The sequence below is a fragment of the Paenibacillus vulneris genome (assembly GCF_039543185.1).
Taxonomy (GTDB): domain Bacteria; phylum Bacillota; class Bacilli; order Paenibacillales; family NBRC-103111; genus Paenibacillus_S; species Paenibacillus_S vulneris.
Genome location: NZ_BAABJG010000029.1, coordinates 44,806 through 68,519, shown reverse-complemented (window position 1 = coordinate 68,519; position 23,714 = coordinate 44,806). Strand labels below are relative to the sequence as shown.

The 23,714-nt window shown below is 47.3% G+C and carries 19 protein-coding genes, 1 other RNA gene and 1 pseudogene; 5 read left to right on the top strand and 16 right to left on the bottom strand.

The window, feature by feature from the left end:
• Window positions 1-43 precede the first annotated feature (43 nt).
• The 3 genes from ABEA66_RS25130 to ABEA66_RS25120 are packed head-to-tail and all read left to right on the top strand — an operon-like array spanning window position 44 to window position 2,258.
• Window positions 44-751, top strand: a complete 708-nt coding sequence (locus ABEA66_RS25130) for an amino acid ABC transporter permease (RefSeq protein WP_345591847.1) — start codon at window positions 44-46, stop codon at window positions 749-751.
• Window positions 752-764: 13 nt separating this feature from the next.
• Entirely contained in the window at window positions 765-1,478 is a 714-nt protein-coding gene (locus ABEA66_RS25125; protein ID WP_345591845.1) for an amino acid ABC transporter permease, read from the top strand.
• A gap of 24 nt (window positions 1,479-1,502) precedes the next feature.
• Window positions 1,503-2,258, top strand: coding sequence for an amino acid ABC transporter ATP-binding protein (locus ABEA66_RS25120; RefSeq protein WP_079914678.1), 756 nt, complete (start codon window positions 1,503-1,505; stop codon window positions 2,256-2,258).
• A gap of 142 nt (window positions 2,259-2,400) precedes the next feature.
• Here ABEA66_RS25120 and ABEA66_RS25115 read toward each other — a convergent pair whose 3' ends face one another.
• The 7 genes from ABEA66_RS25115 to ABEA66_RS25085 all read right to left on the bottom strand — a co-directional run bounded on the left by ABEA66_RS25115 (window position 2,401) and on the right by ABEA66_RS25085 (window position 11,193).
• Window positions 2,401-2,664, bottom strand: coding sequence for an HPr family phosphocarrier protein (locus ABEA66_RS25115; RefSeq protein ID WP_345591842.1), 264 nt, complete (start codon window positions 2,662-2,664; stop codon window positions 2,401-2,403).
• A 6-nt stretch (window positions 2,665-2,670) separates the two neighbouring features.
• Entirely contained in the window at window positions 2,671-4,401 is a 1,731-nt protein-coding gene (gene ptsP / locus ABEA66_RS25110; protein WP_345591840.1) for a phosphoenolpyruvate--protein phosphotransferase, read from the bottom strand.
• A 2-nt stretch (window positions 4,402-4,403) separates the two neighbouring features.
• The gene (locus tag ABEA66_RS25105) at window positions 4,404-5,564 is read right to left on the bottom strand and encodes a mannitol-1-phosphate 5-dehydrogenase (RefSeq protein ID WP_345591838.1); all 1,161 of its coding nucleotides are present in this window, start codon (window positions 5,562-5,564) and stop codon (window positions 4,404-4,406) included.
• Window positions 5,561-5,998, bottom strand: coding sequence for a PTS mannitol transporter subunit IIA (locus tag ABEA66_RS25100; RefSeq protein ID WP_345591837.1), 438 nt, complete (start codon window positions 5,996-5,998; stop codon window positions 5,561-5,563). The genes ABEA66_RS25105 and ABEA66_RS25100 overlap by 4 nt, the downstream gene beginning before the upstream one ends.
• Before the next feature lie 22 nt (window positions 5,999-6,020).
• On the bottom strand, window positions 6,021-8,069 hold the full coding sequence (locus ABEA66_RS25095) for a BglG family transcription antiterminator (RefSeq protein ID WP_345591836.1): 2,049 nt from the start codon (window positions 8,067-8,069) through the stop codon (window positions 6,021-6,023).
• 67 nt (window positions 8,070-8,136) lie between these two features.
• The gene (locus ABEA66_RS25090) at window positions 8,137-9,588 is read right to left on the bottom strand and encodes a PTS mannitol transporter subunit IIBC (RefSeq protein ID WP_079914673.1); all 1,452 of its coding nucleotides are present in this window, start codon (window positions 9,586-9,588) and stop codon (window positions 8,137-8,139) included.
• A gap of 288 nt (window positions 9,589-9,876) precedes the next feature.
• Window positions 9,877-11,193, bottom strand: a complete 1,317-nt coding sequence (locus ABEA66_RS25085) for an ABC transporter substrate-binding protein (protein ID WP_345591833.1) — start codon at window positions 11,191-11,193, stop codon at window positions 9,877-9,879.
• 180 nt (window positions 11,194-11,373) lie between these two features.
• On the opposite strand from ABEA66_RS25085, the gene ABEA66_RS25080 reads away from it, so the two are divergent.
• The gene (locus ABEA66_RS25080) at window positions 11,374-12,237 is read left to right on the top strand and encodes a helix-turn-helix domain-containing protein (protein WP_345591832.1); all 864 of its coding nucleotides are present in this window, start codon (window positions 11,374-11,376) and stop codon (window positions 12,235-12,237) included.
• A gap of 838 nt (window positions 12,238-13,075) precedes the next feature.
• Here the strand turns inward: ABEA66_RS25080 and ABEA66_RS25075 are convergent.
• From ABEA66_RS25075 to ABEA66_RS25045, 7 genes and pseudogenes are all read right to left on the bottom strand, one after another.
• Window positions 13,076-14,425 carry a hypothetical protein gene (locus tag ABEA66_RS25075; RefSeq protein WP_345591831.1) on the bottom strand — a complete coding sequence of 450 codons (1,350 nt, stop codon included), beginning with the start codon at window positions 14,423-14,425 and terminating at the stop codon, window positions 13,076-13,078.
• A 48-nt stretch (window positions 14,426-14,473) separates the two neighbouring features.
• Window positions 14,474-15,547 carry an Atu2307/SP_0267 family LLM class monooxygenase gene (locus tag ABEA66_RS25070; protein WP_345591830.1) on the bottom strand — a complete coding sequence of 358 codons (1,074 nt, stop codon included), beginning with the start codon at window positions 15,545-15,547 and terminating at the stop codon, window positions 14,474-14,476.
• 25 nt (window positions 15,548-15,572) lie between these two features.
• Window positions 15,573-16,529, bottom strand: coding sequence for an aldo/keto reductase (locus ABEA66_RS25065; protein WP_079914668.1), 957 nt, complete (start codon window positions 16,527-16,529; stop codon window positions 15,573-15,575).
• A gap of 69 nt (window positions 16,530-16,598) precedes the next feature.
• Window positions 16,599-17,780: an MFS transporter gene (locus ABEA66_RS25060; protein WP_345591826.1), complete on the bottom strand. Its 1,182-nt coding sequence runs from the start codon at window positions 17,778-17,780 to the stop codon at window positions 16,599-16,601.
• Window positions 17,781-18,031: 251 nt separating this feature from the next.
• Window positions 18,032-18,604 (bottom strand): TetR/AcrR family transcriptional regulator, encoded by a 573-nt coding sequence (locus ABEA66_RS25055; protein WP_345591824.1) that lies wholly within the window; start codon window positions 18,602-18,604, stop codon window positions 18,032-18,034.
• Window positions 18,605-19,356: 752 nt separating this feature from the next.
• Window positions 19,357-20,324 (bottom strand): annotated as a pseudogene (gene hemC / locus ABEA66_RS25050) (hydroxymethylbilane synthase).
• Window positions 20,325-20,630: 306 nt separating this feature from the next.
• Complete coding sequence (locus ABEA66_RS25045; protein WP_345591821.1) at window positions 20,631-21,656, bottom strand: aldo/keto reductase; 1,026 nt, start codon at window positions 21,654-21,656, stop codon at window positions 20,631-20,633.
• A gap of 157 nt (window positions 21,657-21,813) precedes the next feature.
• On the opposite strand from ABEA66_RS25045, the gene ABEA66_RS25040 reads away from it, so the two are divergent.
• A complete protein-coding gene (locus ABEA66_RS25040; RefSeq protein ID WP_079914663.1) occupies window positions 21,814-22,416 on the top strand; it encodes a TetR/AcrR family transcriptional regulator in 603 nt (200 codons plus the stop codon).
• 302 nt (window positions 22,417-22,718) lie between these two features.
• Here the strand turns inward: ABEA66_RS25040 and ssrA are convergent.
• Together ssrA and smpB are read right to left on the bottom strand one after the other, a co-directional pair.
• Window positions 22,719-23,083: a transfer-messenger RNA gene (gene ssrA / locus ABEA66_RS25035) on the bottom strand.
• Window positions 23,084-23,231: 148 nt separating this feature from the next.
• Entirely contained in the window at window positions 23,232-23,714 is a 483-nt protein-coding gene (gene smpB, locus ABEA66_RS25030; protein ID WP_079914657.1) for an SsrA-binding protein SmpB, read from the bottom strand.

Below are 23,714 nucleotides of genomic sequence, written 5' to 3'. Positions count from 1 at the left end.
ATTAATGCTTTTACCTATTCATAAGCCAGAATGAAGGTGAACCATGAACCAGTATTTCGATGCAACATATATCTTTGACTCCATTCCCGTGTTAATTCCGTTTTTAAAAGTAACCTTTATGGTTACCGGTTTCTCTGTATTGTTCGGCACCCTTCTGGGCTTCCTTCTAGCGGCGGCAAAAATAGGGAAGAATCGCTGGGCTAGTAAAATGGCTCATGGGTACACCACTATAATCCGATGCACGCCGTCCATTGTGCTTCTATTTCTAACGTATTACGGAATCCCGTTCCTATTCAATCAGTTTGGCATCGACTTGAACAGCATTGATAAATCGGTATTTGTGGTTATTACGTTCTCGCTTCAATTCGCGGCAGCGATGTCCGAGGTCATCCGAACCGCCTATGAATCTGTAGATAAAGGGCAGTATGAAGCTGCGGTAAGTGTAGGATTGAGCAGCACGCAGGCTTACAGGAGAATCATTTTTCCCCAGGCTTTTGTAGTGGCACTGCCCAATTTTGGCAACAGCCTGCTAGCGCTGATTAAGGAAGGCTCCTTGGCGTATACGATTGGATTGATCGATGTCATCGGGAAAGCAAGTTTAATTATTTCAAGCAATTACAACGCTCATGCGTTAGAAATTTATTTGGCCTTGTCCCTGATTTACTGGGTAATTTCCATTGCTATTGAGCAGCTGTTCTCGAAGCTGGAACGAGTATTCAGCAAAGGAAAACAAGCTCTAAAAACCGTATAAGGAGGTGGAGAACGTGTCGGAAGGGCTCGATTGGGGATTTTTGGTGAAAACCTTTTTTATAGCATTATCCGGTGCTCCTACTGCGCTAGCCATTACAGTGGTCGCGCTGCTGATTGCGGCTCCACTAGGCTTTATGGGGGCGTTAACCAGAATTAACAAAATCCCGGTTTTGCACCGGCTCGCTCAGATCTATGTTTCTTTTGTAAGAGGAACACCTATCATCGTCCAAATTTTTATTATCTACAGCAGCGTGCCCTTATTGCTAACTAATCTATTTGCCAAGCTTCATATTCAAGTTGACATTTACAAAGTGAATCCTATCTGGTACGCATTCATCGTATTTTCCTTGTACACGACAGCTACGCTGATCGAGGTATTCCGTTCGGCCATCAACACGGTCAACAAGGGGCAGCTGGAAGCCGCTTTGTCTGTCGGATTAACTACCGTGCAAGCTTTTAGAAGGATTATCATTCCACAAGCTTTGGTCGTGGCATTACCCAATATTTGTACTGCGACAACCAATCTCATTAAAGCTACCTCTTTGGGCTATGCGATGTCCTTGCAAGAAATTACATTAAAAGCTAAAGTAGCGGCCAACGTCGGCTACAACTACGTAGAGGCTTATATCGATATTTTTCTTATCTATTTGATTATTTGCAGTCTGGTGGAATACGGATTTAAGCGGTACGAGAAATATTTGAGAACCTACAAAACGGTAAATGCCTAAGAATGAGCAAGGGGGGCCACACACGTGTTAGAGATTCGGGATGTCTATAAATCATTTGGTAAACAGGAGATTTTAAAGGGAGTCAGCCTAAAAATAGATAAGGGCGACGTGGTCGTCATCCTTGGTCCCAGCGGCTCGGGTAAAACCACCTTACTCCGATGCATTAATTTTTTGGAAAGATCCGACCAGGGGCACGCCGTGTTTGGAAATGTCGATGTGAACCTTCGAACAGCAACAAAAAAACAAATTCACGACATTCGCCAAAAGGTCGCTTTCGTATTCCAAAATTATAATTTGTTCAACAACAAAACAGCGTTAGAAAATGTGACCGAAGGACTGATTATCGGAAGAAAGGTACCTAAACAGGAGGCGGATGAAATCGGCAGGGCCATGCTCGATAAAGTAGGGCTTTCAGACAAATACAACGCGTATCCCAGCCAATTATCAGGAGGCCAGCAGCAACGGGTTGGCATTGCGAGGGCCCTTGCACTAAATCCTGACATCATTCTATTTGATGAGCCTACTTCTGCGCTTGATCCGGAATTAGTCGGGGAAGTATTAACCGTCATGAGAAACATTGCGAAGGAAGGGACAACGATGCTAGTGGTTACTCACGAAATGTCCTTTGCCAGGGATGTGGCTAACACGGTTATTTTTATGGATGGCGGAAGCATCGTGGAGCAAGGGACGCCGAAGGACATATTTACAAGTCCAAAAGAAGAACGTACCCAACAGTTCTTAAGGAGAGTTTTGCCGGCGGATTACTCTTATGACATTTAAGTGAGCTACAGATTTGGATAGGCTGATAGTTTCCAGCGAGCAGGAAAAAGTACCCTATAGGCAGACTACTTTATGTGTCTACTCTATAGGGTACAGTTTGTCGTGTGGACAAGGATCTACTTTTCCAAAACCTGCAAGCATGCTACTCCTCGAATATCTTCGTAAGCAGTCCGCCCAATTGGGTTAATGCTTGCTCTTCTTGCTCGCCGTCTATTTCCAGCGTTACTTCATCATTTTGCTGAATGCCCAGGGTCAGCATACTAAGAGAACTTTTCCCGTTCACTTTCTTGTCCCCTTTAATCACGTTGATCTTGCAGGGGAACGTGCTGGCTGCCTGAACAAATTCTTTAGTAGGGCGTGCATGGAAACCGGATGGATTCAGTACTTTATAAGTTTGAGTTATCATATCTGGTTACTCCTTGGTCTTTTGATGTACGAATTGAAGAATACTCTCATGACTGCTCATCGCCATTATTTGCTCCGTATAATCAGCCCACTCTCTGCGGTTTAACCGCTTGATGAGAGCCCGCGTCGACAAAATGGACCCTGCGCTCATGCTGAACTCATGGAGTCCCATTCCAAGTAGAATCGGAACCGCCGTTTCATCCCCGGCCATTTCTCCGCACATACCGACCCATTTGCCTTCTTTCTCCGCGGCTTGAATCACCATACGGATTAATCGCAACACAGAAGGGTGGCACGGCTGATACAAATACGCCACGTTCTCGTTCATGCGGTCGGCGGCCATCGTATATTGAATCAGATCATTGGTGCCGATGCTGAAAAAGTCGACCTCTTTGGCTAAGTGATCGGCAGCCAATGCCGCGGCAGGAATCTCTATCATGATTCCGATCTCGATGATATCGGATACGGCTGTTCCTTCGCCAATCAGCTTCTCCTTTTCCTCCTGCAGCAGCCGCTTCGCCTCCAGAAGCTCTTCTCTTACCGCAATCATAGGAAACATGATTTTTAAATTGCCGAAGCTGCTTGCACGCAGCAAAGCTCTAAGCTGGGTACGGAACAAATCCTGTCGGCTGAGGCATAAACGCACCGCGCGCAGTCCAAGGAACGGATTGCTTTCCGCTGGAAGCTTCATATACGGCAATTCCTTGTCGCCGCCGATATCCAGCGTACGAATGACAACAGGCTTGTTCTTCATTCGTTCCAGCACATGTTTATATACCTGGAACTGCTCATCTTCGCTGGGAAGAGCACTACGGCCCATATACAAAAATTCCGTCCGCAGCAAGCCGATGCCTTCCGCTCCGTTCTCAAGCACCTTCTGCAAATCTTCCACGCTGCCGATATTGGCCGCCAGCTCTACATGGTGGCCATCCTGCGAAACAGTCGGCTGATCCAGCAGCTTGCGCAGCTCGCGTCTACGCTCGTCATACGCCGCTTTGCTCGCTTGGTACGCCGCTAGCTCCTCATCGGTCGGATTGACGATTACGGTACCGCCCACAGCGTCCATAATGATCGGCGTTCCCGTTTCGATGAGTGCCGCTGCCTCGCCTGCCCCCACGATGGCAGGTACCTCAAGGGAACGCGCCATAATCGCCGAATGCGAGGTGCGGCTGCCGATTTCGGTTACAAACCCGAGCACATAATCAAGATTTAACTGCGCCGTATCCGAAGGGGTCAAATCCTCCGCAACAAGAACACACGGCTCATGGATGGCCGATACCGATGCATGAGGGATTCCCCTCAAATGGCTCATTATACGGCCTGATACGTCGCGCACATCTGCCGCACGTTCCCGCAGCAACTCATTATCCATTGCGCTCAGTGCCTCGATGAAGACAGTGGAAACCTCGTGGAGCGCATATTGGGCGTTATCACCCTCGTTTTCGATTTTCTCAATGATGGCATCGATCAAATCGGGATCCTCTAACAGCATCAGATGCGCTTCAAAAATTTCCGCCTTCGCCGCACCCATTCGAGCTTCCGTCATACTGCGAATCTGTTCGAGCTCTTGCTTTGCGCGCTCTACCGCCTCGCGAAAGAGCGTTAGCTCGCGTTGTACATCGGCTGCCTTGTCAGCCCCAGGAACATACTGCTCCTGACGCAGGCGGAATGCTTTGCCGATAGCAATACCCGGTGAGGCAGCGATACCGGACAGACGATTGGTTACCATTTCAGTCATGCTCATACCTCCTTAACACCCGCTTTTAACTGTTCATAATGAATAATAATGGCTTTATGCAGCGGGTGCTCCTTATCGATCGAAGTATAGCTCGTAATGGTTTGATCCAAGCCATGCTCGGATAAGGACTTCTGAATTTCCGCAGCTTCCGGGTCGGACGCAATGTCAAACAGAAGCGCGGCGGCAATGCCCATTGTTAGGTACCGTGTGGACAGACCAAGCTCGAAAGCCTGCAAGGCCGGACGAACAAAACGGTCGTTACGGGATATTTTGCGAATCGGCGATCTGCCGATACGTTCGATGTGATCCGTCAAATAAGGGTTGGAGAAACGGCCTAATATTTTCTCAATATACTGCTCATGCCCCCCGTGATCAAACCCGTATTTACGGATAAGCAGCGCTCCTGTTTCTTCCATGATATTCCTTACATTTTTCGCAATTTCGGAATCTGCCATCGCTTCTTGAATGGTACCGTAGCCTTGCAGATATCCGAGGTAAGCCGCGAAGCCGTGCCCTGTGTTAACTGTAAACAGCTTACGCTCAATATAAGGCTCTAGCTCGGAAACGTAATGTACGCCTTCGATTCGATGAAAGCCCGGAAGCATTTTCGATTCATCCACGACCCATTCATAAAATGGCTCCACCCTCACTTCGAGAGGGTCCTCATTGTGCTGAATAGGAACGATGCGGTCAACCGCCGAATCCGGAAAAGCAGCGAATTTCCCTACGATCTCTTGAAGCTCCGGGCTTAAATGGCTGTATACATGCTCTTTAAGCTGAGTGCTTCCTCCGATCGCATTTTCGCAGGCGATAATGTGGAGCGGGGCGGCACCGCGTTCTGCACGTTTAGCAAGCCCTATTGCTATTCCTTCAGCAATATGTTTAAGAATGTTAACCCCAACCGCCGTTGTCACAAGATCGGCCTGTGCGACGGCTTCCGCGACATCCTCCAGATTCTTACCATTTATCGCCGTCACGTTCGATACATGGAACGAATCTTGTGCAGCGTTCGCCAAACGAACGGTATATGCTTTTCTTTCCTTCAGCAATTCCACCAAGCTGTCGTTCACATCGGAGAAGCAAACCTCATAACCCGCTTGGGACAATACTAGCCCGATGAAGCCCCTGCCAATGTTCCCGGCGCCAAAATGCAGAGCTCTCATGATTCCATCCCGCTTTCGAATATACCGATAATTTCCTCAGCTGTGGACGCTTTTTGAATACTCTCCATATTTTCCTCTTCAGAACAAACCATCGCTACATTGGTCAAAATGTCCAAATGCTCACCGCCGGCGGCAGCAATACCGATAACGAGCGTTGCCTTTTCTCCGTCTCCGAAATCGACACCCTGCGGAATTTGTACAATCGACAAGCCTGTGGAATGAATCAACGATTTGGAATCCTGCGTACCGTGCGGAATGGCCAGCCCATTGCCCATATAAGTGGACAGCGTGGCCTCGCGCTCAAGCATTTTTTCGATATAACCTGCCGAGGTATGACCAGCATCGACCAGCAGCTGGCCAGCCATGCGAATCGCTTCGAATTTGTCTTTAGGTTGTGCGTTTAGTTTCACTTTGTTTGCAGACAGTATGCTCATAGTAGATCTCTCCATTATCCGTTTATTTTTTATTTCCCACAAAAACAGCCAGCTCTCTCGATAGAAATTGTTTGATCTCCGCTGTTTCACCCGTTTTGAGCAGCTCGATCATTTCCGGATTGATCAGGTAGGAGCTTATTTCACTAAGCACCTCCAAGCTTTCCTTGGAAAGCTCTTTCGGACCCAGCATCAGAAGCAGCTGCCTGACACCCGCGGGGGAAGGCTCTAGAAGCTTCAAATCTTCCTGCAGCCGAAACAATGTAAAAGAAGGCGCCTTGACCTTATCGCTCCTTATATGGAACAACGCAATGCCCAGGTCAGGGATGATCTGGCTGCTCTGCCGTTCCCTTTGCAGCAGCAGTTCGACAATCGGCTCCACTTCCTCAATCGTGCCGGACTGCTTGACATATTCACACATGGCCGCAAGCATTTCGGATAAGACCTTGAACTTCTGCTCCAGATAATAAACCTTGAATTGGTCGATAATCTTCCTGATTTCATCCGTATATCGTTCAAGCCGTTGAAGCTTATGCGAAGCTACCTGATCTTCTTCTATCCTTTCGCGCGGAGTCTCTTTTTCTCTCTCCTGTTGAAGCGTTACATTATGAATAAACAAACGCAGCCTTTCTGCTTCTTCCTTCGTTAGCAGCGGGCTTACCTTGATATATTGATCGTCTTGCAGCGGCAGATCCACGGTGGAAATGATCAGATCGTACTCGCTTTCCGGTATGCGGGCCGCTTCAAACCACGAGGCCTGACCGGCGATAACGACTTGAGGAAGCACATTGGAAAGGCGAACCGCCAGCATGTTGGACGTTCCGATCCCGCTCGTGCAGACCAGGATCGCTCTGACGTTGCGGCGAAATTGCTTCTGCTTTTCGATGGAAGCTCCAAAATGCATAACCAGAAATCCGATTTCCTCATCCGGAGCGAAGAGCTCCGGCATGGTCTCATCCATCGCCTGACGAACGGCCGCGAACAGCTCTTCGTAATCTCTCTTGATTTGCCCAAGCAAAGGATTGCGTATACTCCCCTTCGAACGGAGACGGGTAATCGCAGATTCCAGATGATGGAGCAACCCGTCCCGAAGCGACCGGTCCTCGCTGAATCGGATGCCCATGCGGTCCTCCATATTGCGGATCAGCCGCCATACGATTTCCATATAGCTCAGCTCTTCAGCCGGAAGCAGCTGATTGGGATGTACCGTCTCTTCAGGCTCAAGCAGCGTGGATAGATGGGCTATCTCCGCTGTTATAAATTCTACAGGTATCGCTTCCGTTAGCTCCTGAATGATGCGGATAAGCAGCTCACTGCGGCGAATGGAGGCATGCTCGGCTTGGAGTGCTACCTGCTTTCCCTGTTTGATTCGGGCGATAGCGACCGATATCCCGAGCAGCAGATGCGTATATTCCTCTTCTCCAAGCTCACTTAGGCCGGATTCCTCAGCATGCCACAGTGCAGCCTCCACCTTGGCAAAGTAAGGCTTGCCGATAAGTTCAAGCAGCTTCCCTTCTGCAGACTGGGGCGGGGGAGGATGCTTCCCGAACATATCGGATTCATCCAGATATTGCCTTGCCAGCTGATTGATCAGCTTTCGCTTATTGGCCTCCGTTCCGGTTAACTCCACTCCATATCCCCTTCTACGCACAAGAAGCAGGTTCGCCTTCCGGATCACATCCTCAAGCTCATTCAAGTCGTTCGTAACGGTCGGTGTAGAGACGTGCAGCTCGTGCGATAAGGTAAACAGCTTTACAGGCTCCTCTTCCGTAAGAAGCTTGCACAAAATAAAGAGTTTGCGCTCCTGTGCCGAGTTTTCGAGCATGGCTTCGCCCTGTAGTCTTCGTCTTAACGCATCAAGCTGCTCAGGCTTTCCCTGGAGCTGAATGCCTTTGCCGGTTTTTTTGAGCAGCGTCAGTCCGAATGCAGCCAGACTTGTCTCCAGCTCATAGAGCTCCCTGTGAATGGTTCTCGTGCTTACACCGATTTCCGAGGCGATTTCTCCGACGGTGATCTCCTCATGACGGCTGAGGAGTAAATCCACGATTTGACGATGCCGGTGATGCTGGCTCATGCCTATGCTCCTTATCAGTAGAATGGAGATAAACGCCGGCACTGAAGCCGACGTCTTAATTTGGGCATTATTTTAATCGTTCTACGAGCTCGTCGTACTCCGGGCTCTTCAAGAAATTATCGATCGAAATGTGTTCCGCTTGCGGAGCCTGTTTGCGTGCCCGGTCTGTCAGCGACTTGTGCGTCACGATGATATCAGCGTCGCTTGGAATCTCGCTAATCGCTGTGTTGATTACCGTGACATTCACACCGGCTTGGTTCAGCTTCTTTCTTAGCATAGAAGCCCCCATAGCGCTCGAACCCATCCCCGCATCGCAGGAGAACACGATTTTATGAACTTCCGAAGCTGGTTTCACTTGAACTGCATGGTCCGCCACAGCTGCAGCAGCGGGTACAGATGCGTTTGGAGCTTGCTTCATTTGCTGTACTTTTGCTTTAGCCTGTTCCAGATCCTCTTCATCCGCCGATTGCTTGCTTGTTTTCAAGAGCAGAGCAGCCACTACAAAAGAGACGATGGTTGCCGTAATAACCCCGGTAAAGATGGACAGCAAGCCGCCCTTTGGCGCCATGGCAATGTAGGCAAAAATACTTCCGGGTGACGGAGGAGCCACAAGACCTGCATGAAATAAGGAGAAGGTGAATGTACCTGTTACGCCGCCGGCGATAACCGCCAAAATCAAGCGCGGGTTCATTAGAATGTATGGGAAATAAATCTCATGAATACCGCCAAAGAAATGTATGATCACTGCGCCCGGAGCGGAAAGCTTAGCCGAGCCGCGTCCGACAAGCCAGTATGCGAGCAGAATACCAAGTCCTGGTCCTGGATTCGATTCCAGCATGAACAAGATCGATTTGCCCGTCGTAGCGGCCTGATCAACCGCAATAGGACTAAGTACGCCGTGATTGATGGCGTTGTTAAGGAACAAGATTTTGCCCGGCTCAATCAGCACATTCGCAAGAGGCAATAGGCCGGCATTGATAAGCATCTGCACACCTGCGGCCAAAGTTTTGCTTACGACCTGAACCGCGGGACCTACAACCGCATAGGCAAGCACAGCCAAAATCCCGCCGATAATCCCTGAGGAGAAGTTATTCACCAGCATTTCGAAGCCGGACTTAACCTTACCCTCGATGGATTTATCAAACTTTTTCAATACCCAAGCCGCGAACGGCCCGACGAGCATGGCTCCCATGAACATTGGAATGTCCGTACCGATGATAACGCCCATCGTCGTCACCGCACCGATGACACCGCCGCGCGTACCGTGAACCATGTTCCCGCCCGTGTAACCGATGAGCAGTGGAAGCAGATAAGTAATCATAGGTCCGACTAACTTAGCCAAATATTCATTTGGAAACCAGCCTGTCGGAATAAATAATGCGGTAATTAATCCCCAAGCGATGAAAGCACCGATATTAGGCATAACCATACCGCTTAAAAAACGCCCAAAGCGTTGAACCTGTACGCGAACGTCAACTGAAGACTGTTGCTGGTCATTTGTCAATGCGCTCACTGTCATAACCTCCTACTTCGTTATGAGCTAATGGTATATGATGTACGCTTTCATGATCAATAAAATCAAAATCACCTTTCGTCATCATCAATGTTGACAAATTTTTAATTTAGCGGTTTAAAAGAGTAAAATGTTCAATGAAAATGCGGTGCCGGAGCTTAGTCATGACTTACTATTTCCTAAGAGATCAAGAATTATGTTGCATTTTCCAGATTGAACTCCCCATTATTGTGCAAAGAAAAAATCCCCGGGAGATTTTCCCGAGGATATGAAGTATGGATTAGCTGTGCCATATTACTTTCCGGTTTGCGATTGAACGTATTTATTAATCTCATCTTCGGCTTCACGAAGCGCCGTATTCGTATCCTTTGCCCCGTCAACATATTGTCTGAAGTGACTTTCGAGAATGCTGACAGCCTTGGAATAGTAGGTTGATAGCCGCGGCGCAGGCGCAGGCTTGCTCTTGAAGATCCCTTCCAGATGCTTCCCTTTCAAAATAGGCATATCCGCACCGTAAGCCTGCTGGAATTTCGGATCGTTCAGCAGCGAAATGCGTCCGGTCTTTTTCGTAGCGATCATTTGCACTTCATCCGAAAACAGAACCTCAAGCACTTTCATCGCTTCTTCCTTGTGCTGGCTCGTTTTGCTGATGGACATGATGTGTAAGTCGTACATCCCGGCGACATTAGGCTTATCCTTATAGCTCGGATACTGGACAACATCCCAATTGAATTCAGGAGCTTGCGCGATGTAAGGGAACATATTGACGGTGGCCGTCATGGCGACTGTTTTATCCTTGATAAAAGAATCGTTTGTGCTGGTCCCCCATTTAGGCGGCTTGTTCTCTGGTAAAGCGTATACATCCTTGCCCAGTTCAAACAGTTTTTTAAACGTGTCGTAGTTATCGCTGATAGTTGTTTTATTTGTCGCAGCATCCACTATATTTAAGGACAAAGGGAAGCTCAATCTTTGGATGCTCTCCGGATCCAGCCCGCGATATGCAACGCCGTCTACCGTCCTTGTTAGCTTCTTGGACAGCTGGATTACCTCTTCCCAGGTCATGCCATCCTTCGGATACTCGACTCCGAATTTATCAAAAATGTCTTTATTGTAATAAAGAGCATTAAACTGTCTGTTGTAAGGCAGGCCATACAGCTTCCCGTCGTTAGAAATGGTTTTAATGGTCTCGAGCGCTTGCTGGTCAAACCGGCCTAAGTCAAACCCATCTGCTTTCGCCAGAGGCGTCAGGTCCTCGAACACACCCAGATCCATAGCCGCAGACATGCTGCCGTTCCAGGTAGTAATGAGATCCAATTGACTTCCTGAAGCTACATGATTCTCCAAATTATTTTTGGTCCTGTCTATCACCTGCACGGTAATATAGGGATATTTACGATGGAGCGGTTCATTAATCATAAGCTCCAAGTCTTCCGGTGTGATCATTTGGCCGGGGTGCAGCATTAACGTCACAGGCTCGTGATGTACTTCGTTTTTCCCCGTACCTGCGGCCGGAGATGACCCTGAATCCGTACTGCCCGAACTGCAGCCCGCCAACAGACTCGTCAAAAAAACGACAACTAATGCAAATCCCATGTTCAACTTCGCTTTCATTGGCTTCAATCCCTTCATTCCAGTTTTACAAAACCTTAATAAAGTGGAAAAAATTGCAGCAAAATTTGAATATTTACATTATGTATTGCCTTGCACAAGTTGAATATTATAATAGATTTAACTGGACCTCAATGGTAATGAATTATCATAAAAGGGTAAAAAATTGCAAGGGGATGCGCTATGAGTGTTTTCGGTTTTCAATTCAAGGATGGTCCAACGACGCCATTTGCTGAAATCGTTTACGTAGGCTGGGAAAAGAGGAATCAGAATTACTATTGGGATGGATTGCAGAGGGCTACCAACCATCAATGCATTTTCCAATACACGCTTGCCGGGAGAGGGGAAATTCGCATCGGAACCCAAACCTACCCGCTCGAACAACATTCCGCCTTTCTAGTCGTAACCGGAACCGACCACCGATACTATCTTCCAGAAGACAGTGAGCTTTGGGAGTTTATCTTTATTACCTTGATGGGGCCGGAAGCTTTGGAGTGCTGGTCCGCGGTCCACAATCATTCGGGTCCCGTCATTCGTTTCGTCCCTGACACGCCGGTGATTCGCACATTGGAACGCATTTATCTGGAAGCGAGCAAAAAGTCCATCACCAACGGCTACAAGGCATCGGGCTTGGCCGCCCAGTTTGTCATGGAGGTTTACCAGTCCCTGAAATATAATCAAGCTTCGCCGGATACTTGGCCCGAAGTGGTTGTCAAAGCGTTAAAGCTGATTCATGAAAATTACGCAGTCATCAACAGCATCGAAGAACTAAGCCGGTCTCTTGGCATCTCCAAGTACAAATTTTCGAGGCTGTTTCACGCCACATGCGGCGTAACCGCTATGCAGTATTTAACAAAAATCCGCATGGAAAAAGCAATGGAGCTGCTTCGTCAAACCAAGCTCAATTTGAGTGAAATCGCACGGCTTACGGGGTATTCGGACGAGAACTACTTTAATAAAGTGTTCCGCAAGTCAACGGGGGTATCCCCTGGTAGATTTCGTTCAAGCAAGCAAACGATCCGTGTCGATCATATCTCGTTTAATTAGAAATTGGGCTTTCTCGTGAGGAGACTTAAGCCTTTAAACGCTATCTCTTTTTATTCCACAAATCAAGAGCAATCTCGTAGATTTCCCTATCATTATCATTATGTACTCTTGCAATATGTTGTGTAAGGATATGCAATTGTTGCTTGCATTCTTCGTTGAGTCTCCCATCGGAAATTAGCGGTAAAAAGGTAACTACAATTGGTATAATTACCAAAAAAATATCCCTCTAATTCTAAAGATCCGATAACGTCGGGTCTCTAAAAATCGGAGGGATATTATTATGAAGACCTCTTCCGAGAAACTTAAAATCATAAGGTACTGTACCCGTCACCCTCTTCGAAGGAGCAACGGTTCTCCAAAGGATCGCCAACCCAAGCAAATAGAACGAACTATGGCGAGCTCGATCTGCCATATGAGTCATGTACGTAGCAGGCAATTCGGAGTAGCCCTTACCTGATCTACCTGTTGAATAACGGGCGTATTTTTCACTCTAAACCTCTGTTACTCACTTGATTTGCCTGCGGGTCAAATAGATAAAAAAGGGAGCCCCCGTAAAGGACGCCTTGGGTAAGGGCATCCGAACCGATAAGAAGAAACGAAGAACAACTTATCGCATCTTGTCCGACCAGACGTCTCGCCTAATATGCGGACCTATGAGCCAATAAAACCGAAGACGCCTGCGATAGTACCCTCAGGCCGTAAGCAGATCTGAAAGGAACAACGGACCTATCCGTACCAAACGGACCAGCAAATTGATTCGCAAGACGATGCCGTCACCAAGTTGCGGTGGGTTCGCCTCCCCGCGCTCACGCAACGGAGATTTCTTAATATGTTAGATTTAACTGCTCAAAGTATCATTAATGGTATAAACTCCGCCTTGACCCTCTTCTACTAAATAAACATCAAAATTATTTGATCCCCACATGACAAATTTAAATTCCTTGCCTCGAGGGGCTCTCAAATGCACTGTTTTAAAAGGGCTGTCTGTATCGCTTATTTTTCCAAGTAAAGAAACTGTACGGTCTGCACCTGCTAATAGTAAACCTTTATCCAAACTTTCGGTATCGTTATAGAAATGAAGGATATGATGCGTATCAGCAGTATTGTCCGAAACGGCTCTGACGGATACTCCACCATCCGCAATGTTAGCAATGGTGAATCTTTTTCCATCCTTCAGTTCCAAGTAATGTTCATGCTCGGAAACATATTTTTCTACACGACCGCTTTCGAGGTTGTAAAATAAATCGGCTGATAATGTATTGGGCCACATCCCATTAACCTCGGAACCATCCGCTAAAGTCGCCTTCATGAAATATAAAATCGTGGTTTCGCTAGGCATTCTCCTTGTAGGTACCAGCTTTGCGGTAACATCGCTAATCCAGTTTTTTAATACGCTATCGCTTACTTTCAAGTCCTCTGATCCCCATCCTAAACGAAGCAAAGCGATCTGAGCTTGAGATAAAGCATAGTACATTCCAAGCTGAGGAATGATACGTTCAAATGCCGTTATCGTTTTGGCAATGGCTGTAACCGTCTCGGATGCACCTATCGCTGAAATTCCGTACGTAGAAACGACTTCTGCTTTAAAATGAGAGTCAAGGAACATAAGTGCGCCCTCATTCTTATTCAATGTAATTTTCAGTGTCGAGTGTGCAGTTCCTTCATTAACAATCTCTAAAGCTCTGTTAAAGCCAAAGGACTCTCTATACTTGCCTGTGTCGGAAATTATACCGAATCGTCTCACCAATAAATCATTTAAATTCTCAAGCAAAAGATCTTTATTAGCTTCATTACTTAATGAAGCGGCGTCAAGACCCAATAATCTGACAATCCCTTCGGGCTGGAAAGGGTCAACTGGATGGTTGATCGTTTTAGCAAAATGTTCTTTAAGTCGTTCAGATAATAATATCAGTTCTGACTTCAGCAACAAATCACATAGAGATAACACATCCTCGTTCAAATACATATATACGAAACTTTCATTTGCAATAATCGTTTCCAGAATATCCGCAAGAAACATATCGCCTACCAGAAAATCAGACCCTATTCGCACAGCAAGACGACCATCATCTGAAAATCCGGCTCTAACAGGAGGAAGAGAAAATTCAACATGATGATTTAACATCAAGGCGACTCCAGGCTCCTTGGATGTAGCATCATTTTCGTCAATCGCTGACTTTAGTGTCATACGCATCTAAACTCCCTTATACATGACTCCCCCGTGGGGAAGGATATTTTAAATGGTTGTTTGCTTGCTCTCACGTGCAACCTCTTTTCGAACGATCGGTGCAACGCGGGTGCCAAACAACTCGATGGCGCGTAAGACTTCGCGATGTGGCAACGTACCGATATTGAGATGTAAGAAGAAACGGTTTGTTCCTAGATTTTTGCGGACGAGAAGAATCTTCTCCGCGACATATTCAGGATCACCGACATAGAGGGCACCATCGATCTTGCGTGCAGCATCGTAGGATGCACGGCTGTATGGCGGCCATCCCAACACTTTGCCAAGTTCGTTCATTTGAACTACCGTGTAAGGTTGGTGTAACTGGACAGCCTGTTCTGTTGTTTCTCCAACGTAGCCGTGCGAGTGTGTCGCAATTCTAAGCTTACTTATATCGTGACCAGCTCTGGCGGCAGCTTCTTTATACAATTCAACTAACGGAGCAAATCTTTCCGGCATCCCGCCAATGATGGCAAAAACGATGGGTAATCCAAGCGTTCCAGCCCGAATCGCCGATTCCGGGCGCCCTCCAGATCCAACCCACACCGGAAGCGGGTCTTGGACGGATCGCGGATAGACGCCGAGATTATCAATCGCTGGGCGATGACCGCCTCGCCATGTGACTTTTTCCGAAGCTCTAATCTTTAGAAGCAACTCAAGATGTTCTTCAAACAATTCGCTGTAGTCATTCAAGCTATAGCCAAACAACGGGAACGAATCAATAAAGGATCCTCGACCTACCATAATTTCTGCCCGGCCATTACTGATGCTGTCAAGAGTAGAAAAAGATTGGTATATGCGAACCGGATCGTCCGAGGAAAGAACGGTAACGGCACTTGTGAGCCGAATTCGCTTGGTTAAAGCTGCCGCCGCAGCAAGCACCACGGCTGGCGATTCAGAGGCATAATCAAACCGTTGATGCTCTCCGATTCCAAACACATCAAGACCGACTTGATCGGCAATAACGATCTCTTCGATCCCGTTCCGAATCCGCTCGGGATGGCTGATCCTCTTGCCCGTTACAGGATCAGGCGAGGTCTCTAGAAAGGTATTGATGCCTATCTCAAAGTCTGTGGATTCAGTCATAGTGATCCTCCTTCATTTCCTGTAATTACCGATGTCCTGCTGCAACGTTTTTCGGCGCTACTTCATTAATACGTCTAAGATCCGAATCCGTAAGCTCAACCTGCAAAGATCCAATGTTTTCCTCCAAATACTTTCTTCTTTTCGTTCCTGGAATAGGTACGATATCGCTGCCTTGCATCAATATCCATTTCAGCGCCAATTGAGGTGCGGTGCATCCCTTTTCAGCAGCCATCTCTTGAATCCGTGTAACAAATTGAAGGTTTTTCTGTAAGTTTTGTACTTGAAATCTAGGGAAGTTCCGTCTTATATCATCGTACCCCAAATCCTCGTATCGTTGAATTGTACCGGTTAGGAACCCGCGTCCAAGCGGGCTGTAGGCTACAAAACCGATGCCAAGCTCTCTGAGGGTAGGAAGAACTTCGTCTTCAATGTCTCGGGACCATAAGGAATATTCCGTTTGCACTGCCGATATTGGATGAACTGCATGTGCTCTGCGTATCATATCTGGCGAGGCTTCTGAAAGGCCGATATAACGAACCTTCCCTTCCTTCACCAAATCAGCCATCGCCCCCACAGTCTCCTCAATTGGTGTATAGGGATCGATACGATGCAGATAATACAGGTCGATGTGGTCAACGCCTAATCTGCGCAAGCTTGCTTCGGCGGCAGCCTTAACATATTCCGCTCTTCCGTTATATCCCCAGGAACTCCCCCATTTGTCGCGTACTACCCCGAACTTGGTAGCCAAAACGACCTCGTCACGCCGATCTTTAATCGCTTTACCCACCAGTTTTTCATTTTCTCCGACGCCATACATATCTGAGGTATCCAAGAAGCCCACACCAAGGTCCAATGATCGATGAATCGTCCGTATGGATTCCTGTTCATCCCGGTCGCTACCGTAAAAGTCGGACATGGTCATGCAGCCTAATCCCAGAGCAGATACTTCCAACCCGCTTGATCCAAGCGCTCTTTTTTCCATAAAAATCACTCCTCATGTTCAATGTTGAAATCACAATACGGTATGCTTTGCATATTCGATATCTATTTCTTATACGCTTTTGAGCTGTTCAGCTACATTCTGTTTATTTTTCAAAGCAATCGAAATCAATGCAAATACAGTTGCAAGCAATACGATTAGTCCTCCGACCCAACCAATTGATGATAGCGAGAGTTGTTCGACAACCACTCCACCTAGAGCTGCTCCCACGGCGACACCAAGATGGAATGCAGAGGAATTCAAACTCAAAATAATATCGGTTGATTGAGGAGCCATAGTAACCAGATTAAACTGCTGTGCTGGGGCCGTTGTCCAAGCCCCAAGCATCCAAAGGGCGAGTATAAACAAGGCGCCTGCAAAGGTAACGGCAGCAATCGGAAGAAAGAACAGGGCCATCACATGAAGGAGCAGACTTGCAATAAGAGTACGAGCAATTCCCCATTTATCGGCACCGTGGCCTCCTACACGTGCTCCTACAACAGCCATTAGTCCCATGCCTAACAAGACAAGGCTAATCGTATTGGTGTTAAGACCTGCGTTTTCGCGCAGCAACGGAGCTAAATACGTAGAAACAACAGAGTAACCTGTAATAAAGAATAAAGAGGTTAACAAACCGCTTATTACTTTGAATTTTTTGAGTACGGCCAGTTGTTTAGACAGCGGAATCGCTTCTTGACCGGATAACTTTGGAACGGCTTTTGCGATGGCAACAATCGTTATCAAGGTGATTAAGCCAAGAATAGCGAAGATCCAGCGCCATCCCATATACTCCCCGATCAAAGTTCCTAAAGGAAGACCGACGACGAGTGCAAGACTTGTTCCCATTAAGACAGTACCGATCGCACTTCCTCTTTTCTCCGGCGGAGCCATTTGTGCGGCTACACCCAAGGCAACTACGGCGAAAACGCCTGCGCTTACTCCTAAGACAGCCCGGGAAATCATAAGTAATGCAAAATTAGGGCTCAAAACAGCGACGATATTACCGATAACGAAAATACATAATACCATCAATAGTAACTTTTTCCGATCGAGCCCTGAGGTGAACGCAATCAGAATCGGCGTACCCACTGCGTAGCCAATGGAATATATGGTAACCAATTGTCCGGCAAGACCTATCGACACATTTATATCTGAGGCAAGCATGTCAAGAATTCCAGTAATAATCGATTCGGCTGTACCGACCACGGTCGCACCTAGTGCAAGAAAATAAATAATCAACTTATAGTTCTTCATGAACGCTAGTCTCCCCGTCTGTATTCCTTAAAGAATATTGATATTGAATCTGAATAAAAAAATCAATTCTTCAACAGGTTTTCCTAGACATCAGGATGCCCGCGGCCTTTGGTAGCAAGCATACGAACGTTCACCTCCTTTCTATCGAACGATCGATCAATTTAGATTAAAATTTTATCGAACGATCGATCAATTTAGATCAAAAAAATATATCGATCGTTCGATCAATATTTTTCAAAAAAATGTGCTGCCTATGCTTTAATAGCATTCCAGCTCATTTGAACCATTTTCTCGATATTAGCAGAACTGAATTCATATTCGCCATTTATATATTCTTTCCCCATTTGGACAAATGGCAGACAGGAGTAAGTAACCAAAAGATTCGTTTCCGAGTCCTTGAATAAACCTTCCCTGACCCCCCTCTCGAATAAGGCATACATCGGCTTGAATACACCACCGTTTTGATCTTTACAGCTTTTGCGTATAAACGGTGAGTCAAGAAACTGTTCCATCAACAGAAAGTTAGCTTTATTGTTCATAATATAATTGGAATAATTACGTAATATCTTCTCAAAACCATCCTTGACTGGCATATCTGCCGTTACACCTTTAAACATCATCTGATGCATTTGTTCCTTGAGGTTAAAATATAGTTTAATCAGCAAGTCTTCTTTACTTTCAAAATAAAAGTAAATAGATGATGAAGAGATGCCTGCCCTCTTCGCAATTTTGGACATGGAGATATCGGACAGACCTATTTCATTGAGAAGCTCAATGGTTGTTTGATAGATGAGTTCCATTTTGTTATCGGCTTTATTTTTCATGAACACAGTATAATCGAACGTTCGATCAAAGTCAATTTAATGACCGAAATATTCTTCCAGCGTTTCAAAGTATTCAGCTTGATCTAATAGCTGCTGAACCTGATATTATCTTCTTCAGCTAGCCCCAAGCGGAGACTAGACAGCGTATCCCATTATAGGTTGAGCCCCTATCCCGCCACATACATCGAGACGAGGGGAGTATCGAACTCCCTATTCAACTTGCTCCCGAAGCCCACTCGACGAGGACAACCTTAGCGGTAGATTTCGATGCCGTGCTCCCTCCGCTTCGCTCCAGTCCGCGCGGACTGAACCCCTTGCAGGGCTTCGCCTCCCTCCTTGCGTCTCCAAATGCAAAAAAGCACCGACCGAATGGTCGATGCTTTTCGCATTTTTATGGAGACGAGGGGAGTATCGAAATCCCTATTTAACTTGCTCTCGAAGCACACTCGACGAAGACAACCCTAGCGGTGGATTTCGATGCCGTGCTCCCTCCGCTTCGCTCCAGTCCGCGCGGACTGAACCCCTTAGCGGGGATCTCCTCCCCTCAAGGTCTCCATAAAGAAAAAAGCACCGACCTCGAAAGGTCGATGCTTTTTGTGCTTTATGGAGACGAGGGGAGTCGGTACCTAGAAAGTACTTATTATGAGGCTCCCCCATACAAACAAATTTTGTGCTGGTTCTTAGCGCTAATCTACGTATTCTGCCCAGAGATTTGTGCTGATATCCTCATTGTTATTGAACTATCGTACCCGTTAGCTTAACGATGTTTCAGCCAAGATTTTCTCAGCTCCCTTGCCGATCAGTAATTTTGCTACATCTTCACCTACTTGTATAGGGGATTCCCCAGTATAGGTTTCTCTAAGTATAATGGAGCCGTCCGGTTTTCCCACCATTCCCGTTAACGAAATCTGCTGTAGACTATGTTCAGTTGTTTCTGCATCTCTTTTTAGAGCTTGATTCAATACTGCAAATGCACCAATTGGCACGTGACATCCACCGTTCAATACCCCGAGAAATGCTCTCTCCGCAGTTACCTCCAGAGCTGTTTGTGGATCATTATACAAGTCCAGCAACTTCCTTAACTCAGTATCATCTTCACGGCATTCAATACCAAGAGCACCTTGCCCGACAGCAGGCAAGAACGTTTCTGGAGATAGAACTTCAGTAATACGGTCTTCCCAGCCCATCCTTTTAAGTCCCGCGACTGCTAAGATGATCGCGTCAAATTCACCATTATCTAACTTACGAAGACGTGAGTCAATATTCCCCCGTAACGGCTCAATGATAAGATCCGGTCGTAGTGCCGCTATTTGGCTCGATCGCCGCAGACTGCTGGTACCTACACGCGCACCAAACAATAAATCCTTAAGTCCGGCGCCGCTGATAGAGATCAGACAATCGCGCGGGTCCTCACGTTTTGGAACGGCACCATTTACAAGGCCTCTAGGAAGATCGAAGGGCATGTCCTTTAGACAGTGCACCGCCATGTCGATTTCCTTGTCAAGCATGGCCTGTTCAATCTCTTTTACGAAAAGACCCTTACCCCCCACTTTAGACAATGTTACATCCAAAATCAGGTCACCCTTGGTGACTTTTTTTTAAACTCGAACGTAAATTCCATTCCGTGCGCTTGGCTAAGCAGTGTCAAATCGGAAATTACTTGTTCCGTTTGTGTCAACGCAAGTGCACTCTTTCTGCATCCAACCACAATTTTTCTCATTCCATTTCTCCCTATCTTTTTATAAGTCACCACTACAGGCGATACATGCAAACTATTTCAATCATAGCATAACTGACTATAACGATTAAAACTAATCTGCCAGTTAGCGCAATGACGGCTGCCCCGCGGCAGCCGTTTTGGTGTTGAACTATCGTTACCCGATAGCTTAATCAATACTTTTCGAAATAATCAACACAACGGCAGCCTTGCTTCATGCCCGACTGCCATTGTGTATTATTACTCTCTTGTTAGAATAAGGACTGATGCAGCACCAGTCGTTAGACTGGGCTGATGATCAGACCATCTTTAAGGTCTTCGCCGGGAAGTATCCAGCCATTCCGGTGTCCAAGCAGGATTTTGACCGTCCATTCTGCTCCCGGGGGGCACAATCTCATCTATGGCGTCCAGTAGATCGGGGCTAAGTGTCAGATCCGCTCCGTTTATATATTGTCTCAATTGCTCTGATGTGCGCGGCCCCACAATAATTGAAGTGACAGCCGGATGGGTCCGGGCAAACGCTACAGCCATATGGGCCAGCGGCATTCCTGCCTGGTCGGCTACATGCTTCAACTTTTCGATGATCGCGAACTTTTGCGCATTTTCAGGCAATTCGGGATCGAGCATGCGGCCGGCCGCTCCCTTTAATAGTGCCGCTCGCGACCCACTCTCCGCCACGCTACCGGACGCGTACTTGCCCGTCAGTAGACCACCTGCCAGCGGACTGTATGTCAACAAAGCAAAATCGTGACGCCGAGCGACTTCGACAATGTCCATCTCTATGCTTCGGTTAAGAATCGAGTATGGAGATTGTTCGCTGACAAACCGCTGCAAGCGGCGACGCTCGCTCTCTGCCTGCGATTCTGACAACTGCCAAGCTTGATGGTTGGAAGTGCCGATATAATGGACCTTGCCTTCTTGGACAAGATCGCTTAACACGCCCAATATTTCTTCGAAAGCAACGTCCCCAAACGGACGGTGCAACTGATAAAGATCGATATATTCCGTTTGCAGCCGTAGCAGACTTTGTTCGACCGCTTGCCGAACCCAGCGGCGAGAAACGCCGCTTTGATTCCGCTCGTCATTCGGTTCGGCCCCGAATTTCGTTGCCAGAATCACCTTTTCCCGCCTGCCCTTAATCGCTTCGCCGATGATTCTTTCCGATTCTCCGTCTCCATAACGGTTGGAAGTATCGATCATATTGATGCCGGCGTCCAGTGCTTCGTCAATAATGCGGCTCCCCTCTTCTTTGCCGGCAAGCGCTCCGAAAACGCCCCCTCCAAGGGCAAATTGACTCACGCTAATCCCCGTACGCGCTAAATCTCGATATTGCATAAGTACCCTTCTCCTTTCAAATGAACACGTGTTGATATGCGTCATGGGGTATATTATAATAAGCCCAATCGTTCGGAACAATCAACATTACAGCCGATCTGTTCAATAAGGAACACTGTAGAAATACTGTACATTACGTTAGAAAGGAGTATGGATAATGGAGGGAAATACGGATCTGCGGGCGATTCGTAGCCGCAAGCTCATCGAACATGCACTGTTGGACATCCTAAAAAATCAGGGGATCAAGGAGTTAACCGTTAAGAATCTGTCGCAACAAGCTGGTATCAACCGCGGCACCTTTTATTTGCATTACAAAGATATTTACGACCTGATTGAGCAAACGGAGTGGATGCGTGGCTTGCTGGATATATTCGAGCCCATTCAGCTGGGTGATCTGTTTAAGCATTCGGATGAGAGATCGCCTTTCCCGGCTATCGCCGAAGCCTTTCGATATTTGCAACATCATGCTTCTTTTTTCAAGGCTGTCTTTCATCCCTCCGCTCCCATCGAATTCAGAGAGCGGCTTCAGTACCTTGTCGGAACCCGATTGTACGAAAGTCTTAAGAAAGATCACCCCGATTCGAGTTGGTCTGATCAACCAGCCGGTTATATCATTGCTTATCTGGGCACTGGCCAGTTCGGGTTGATTCAGCATTGGTTCATAACCGGTCGAACGCTTCCCCCGGACGAAATTGCCATGATGCTGACTCGATTTATCCGTCATTCTCCCTGCCTGTCCCCTCATTTTAGCGGAAGCTGATAGCACACAAGACGCAGATTGGATCCGGCGTCTAAGGATGGCTATTTCGCTGTAATAGGGGGACCTCCAGGATTAATAACTATGGTTGCAGAAGAAGCCGGAGTAGAAGATTCTACGCAGCTTTTCGGCGGAATTTACGGATCAGATACTAACCGTAAAACAAATTGCTAATATAAATACCATTCGAGTAAGTTGCGTTATCCTGCCCGTTAGTTTAATAAAAGTGTTTTAAATGAAAAAGGCACAACCTCATCTTTTTTGGTGAGATTGTGCCTTTTTTTCTATCCGATTTCTCGGACAGGGTATGGAGACGAGGGGAGTCGAACCCCTGTCCGAAGATAACGCCACATAGGCTTCTACGGGTGTAGTCACAGTTTTGATGTCACCCGAGCAGCGCCCCGTAACCGGCTCTGCGTTGGGTCAGCCTGGTTGTCTTCTTCAGCTAGCCGCAGGCGGAGACTAGACAGCGTATCCCACTAAAGGTTGAGCCCCTATCCCGCCACATGGGCGATGGAAGGTAGGAGCGCTCCAGCAGTTTCTTAGGCTGCTAAAAGAGCAGGTTGTTGTTGTTTGCCATTTAATAGGCTTTAGCGTTGATAAAGCGGTCGCGTCCCCACTACCCGCTACCTATGCTCGAACTATCCCCGTCGAATCCAAGAACGTCCCCGCATAGGTGGGCTTTCTGCCAGGAAAGCCGCAATAGATGAAGCATGCATCCGCTTGGGATGCTTACTTAGTATACCATATTTCCGAACAAAGTGAAGCCTATCTTGCTGGAAGCCGAACCAATTTCGCATTGAAATTGGCGATGGGTGCTATCGGGCAATCTTCTGCTTCTCGCGAAGGGCCCGTTGAATATCACGCTGCGCATCGCGTTTGGCCGCGGATTCGCGCTTATCGTACTGCTTCTTCCCTCGACCGAGACCGAGCAGCAGCTTCGCATAACCGTTCCGCACATAAATCTTGAGCGGCACGAGTGTATACCCTTCCTGCTTGGCTTGACCGAGCAGCTTCCGGATCTCCGCTTTTTTCAGCAGCAGCTTGCGGGTACGGGTCGGATCGGACGGATTATGCCGATTTCCCTGCTCGAACGGGCTGATATGCACATTATGAATGAAGGCCTCGCCGTTCCGTATGGTGGCAAAAGCATCGCCGATATTAGCTCGTCCCAGCCTTAGCGACTTGATCTCCGTGCCGGTCAGCACCATGCCGCACTCGTAAGTATCCTCAATAAAATAATCATGGGAAGCTTTCTTGTTCTGCGCAAGAACCTTACCATCGGCCTTTTTGGTAGTCAT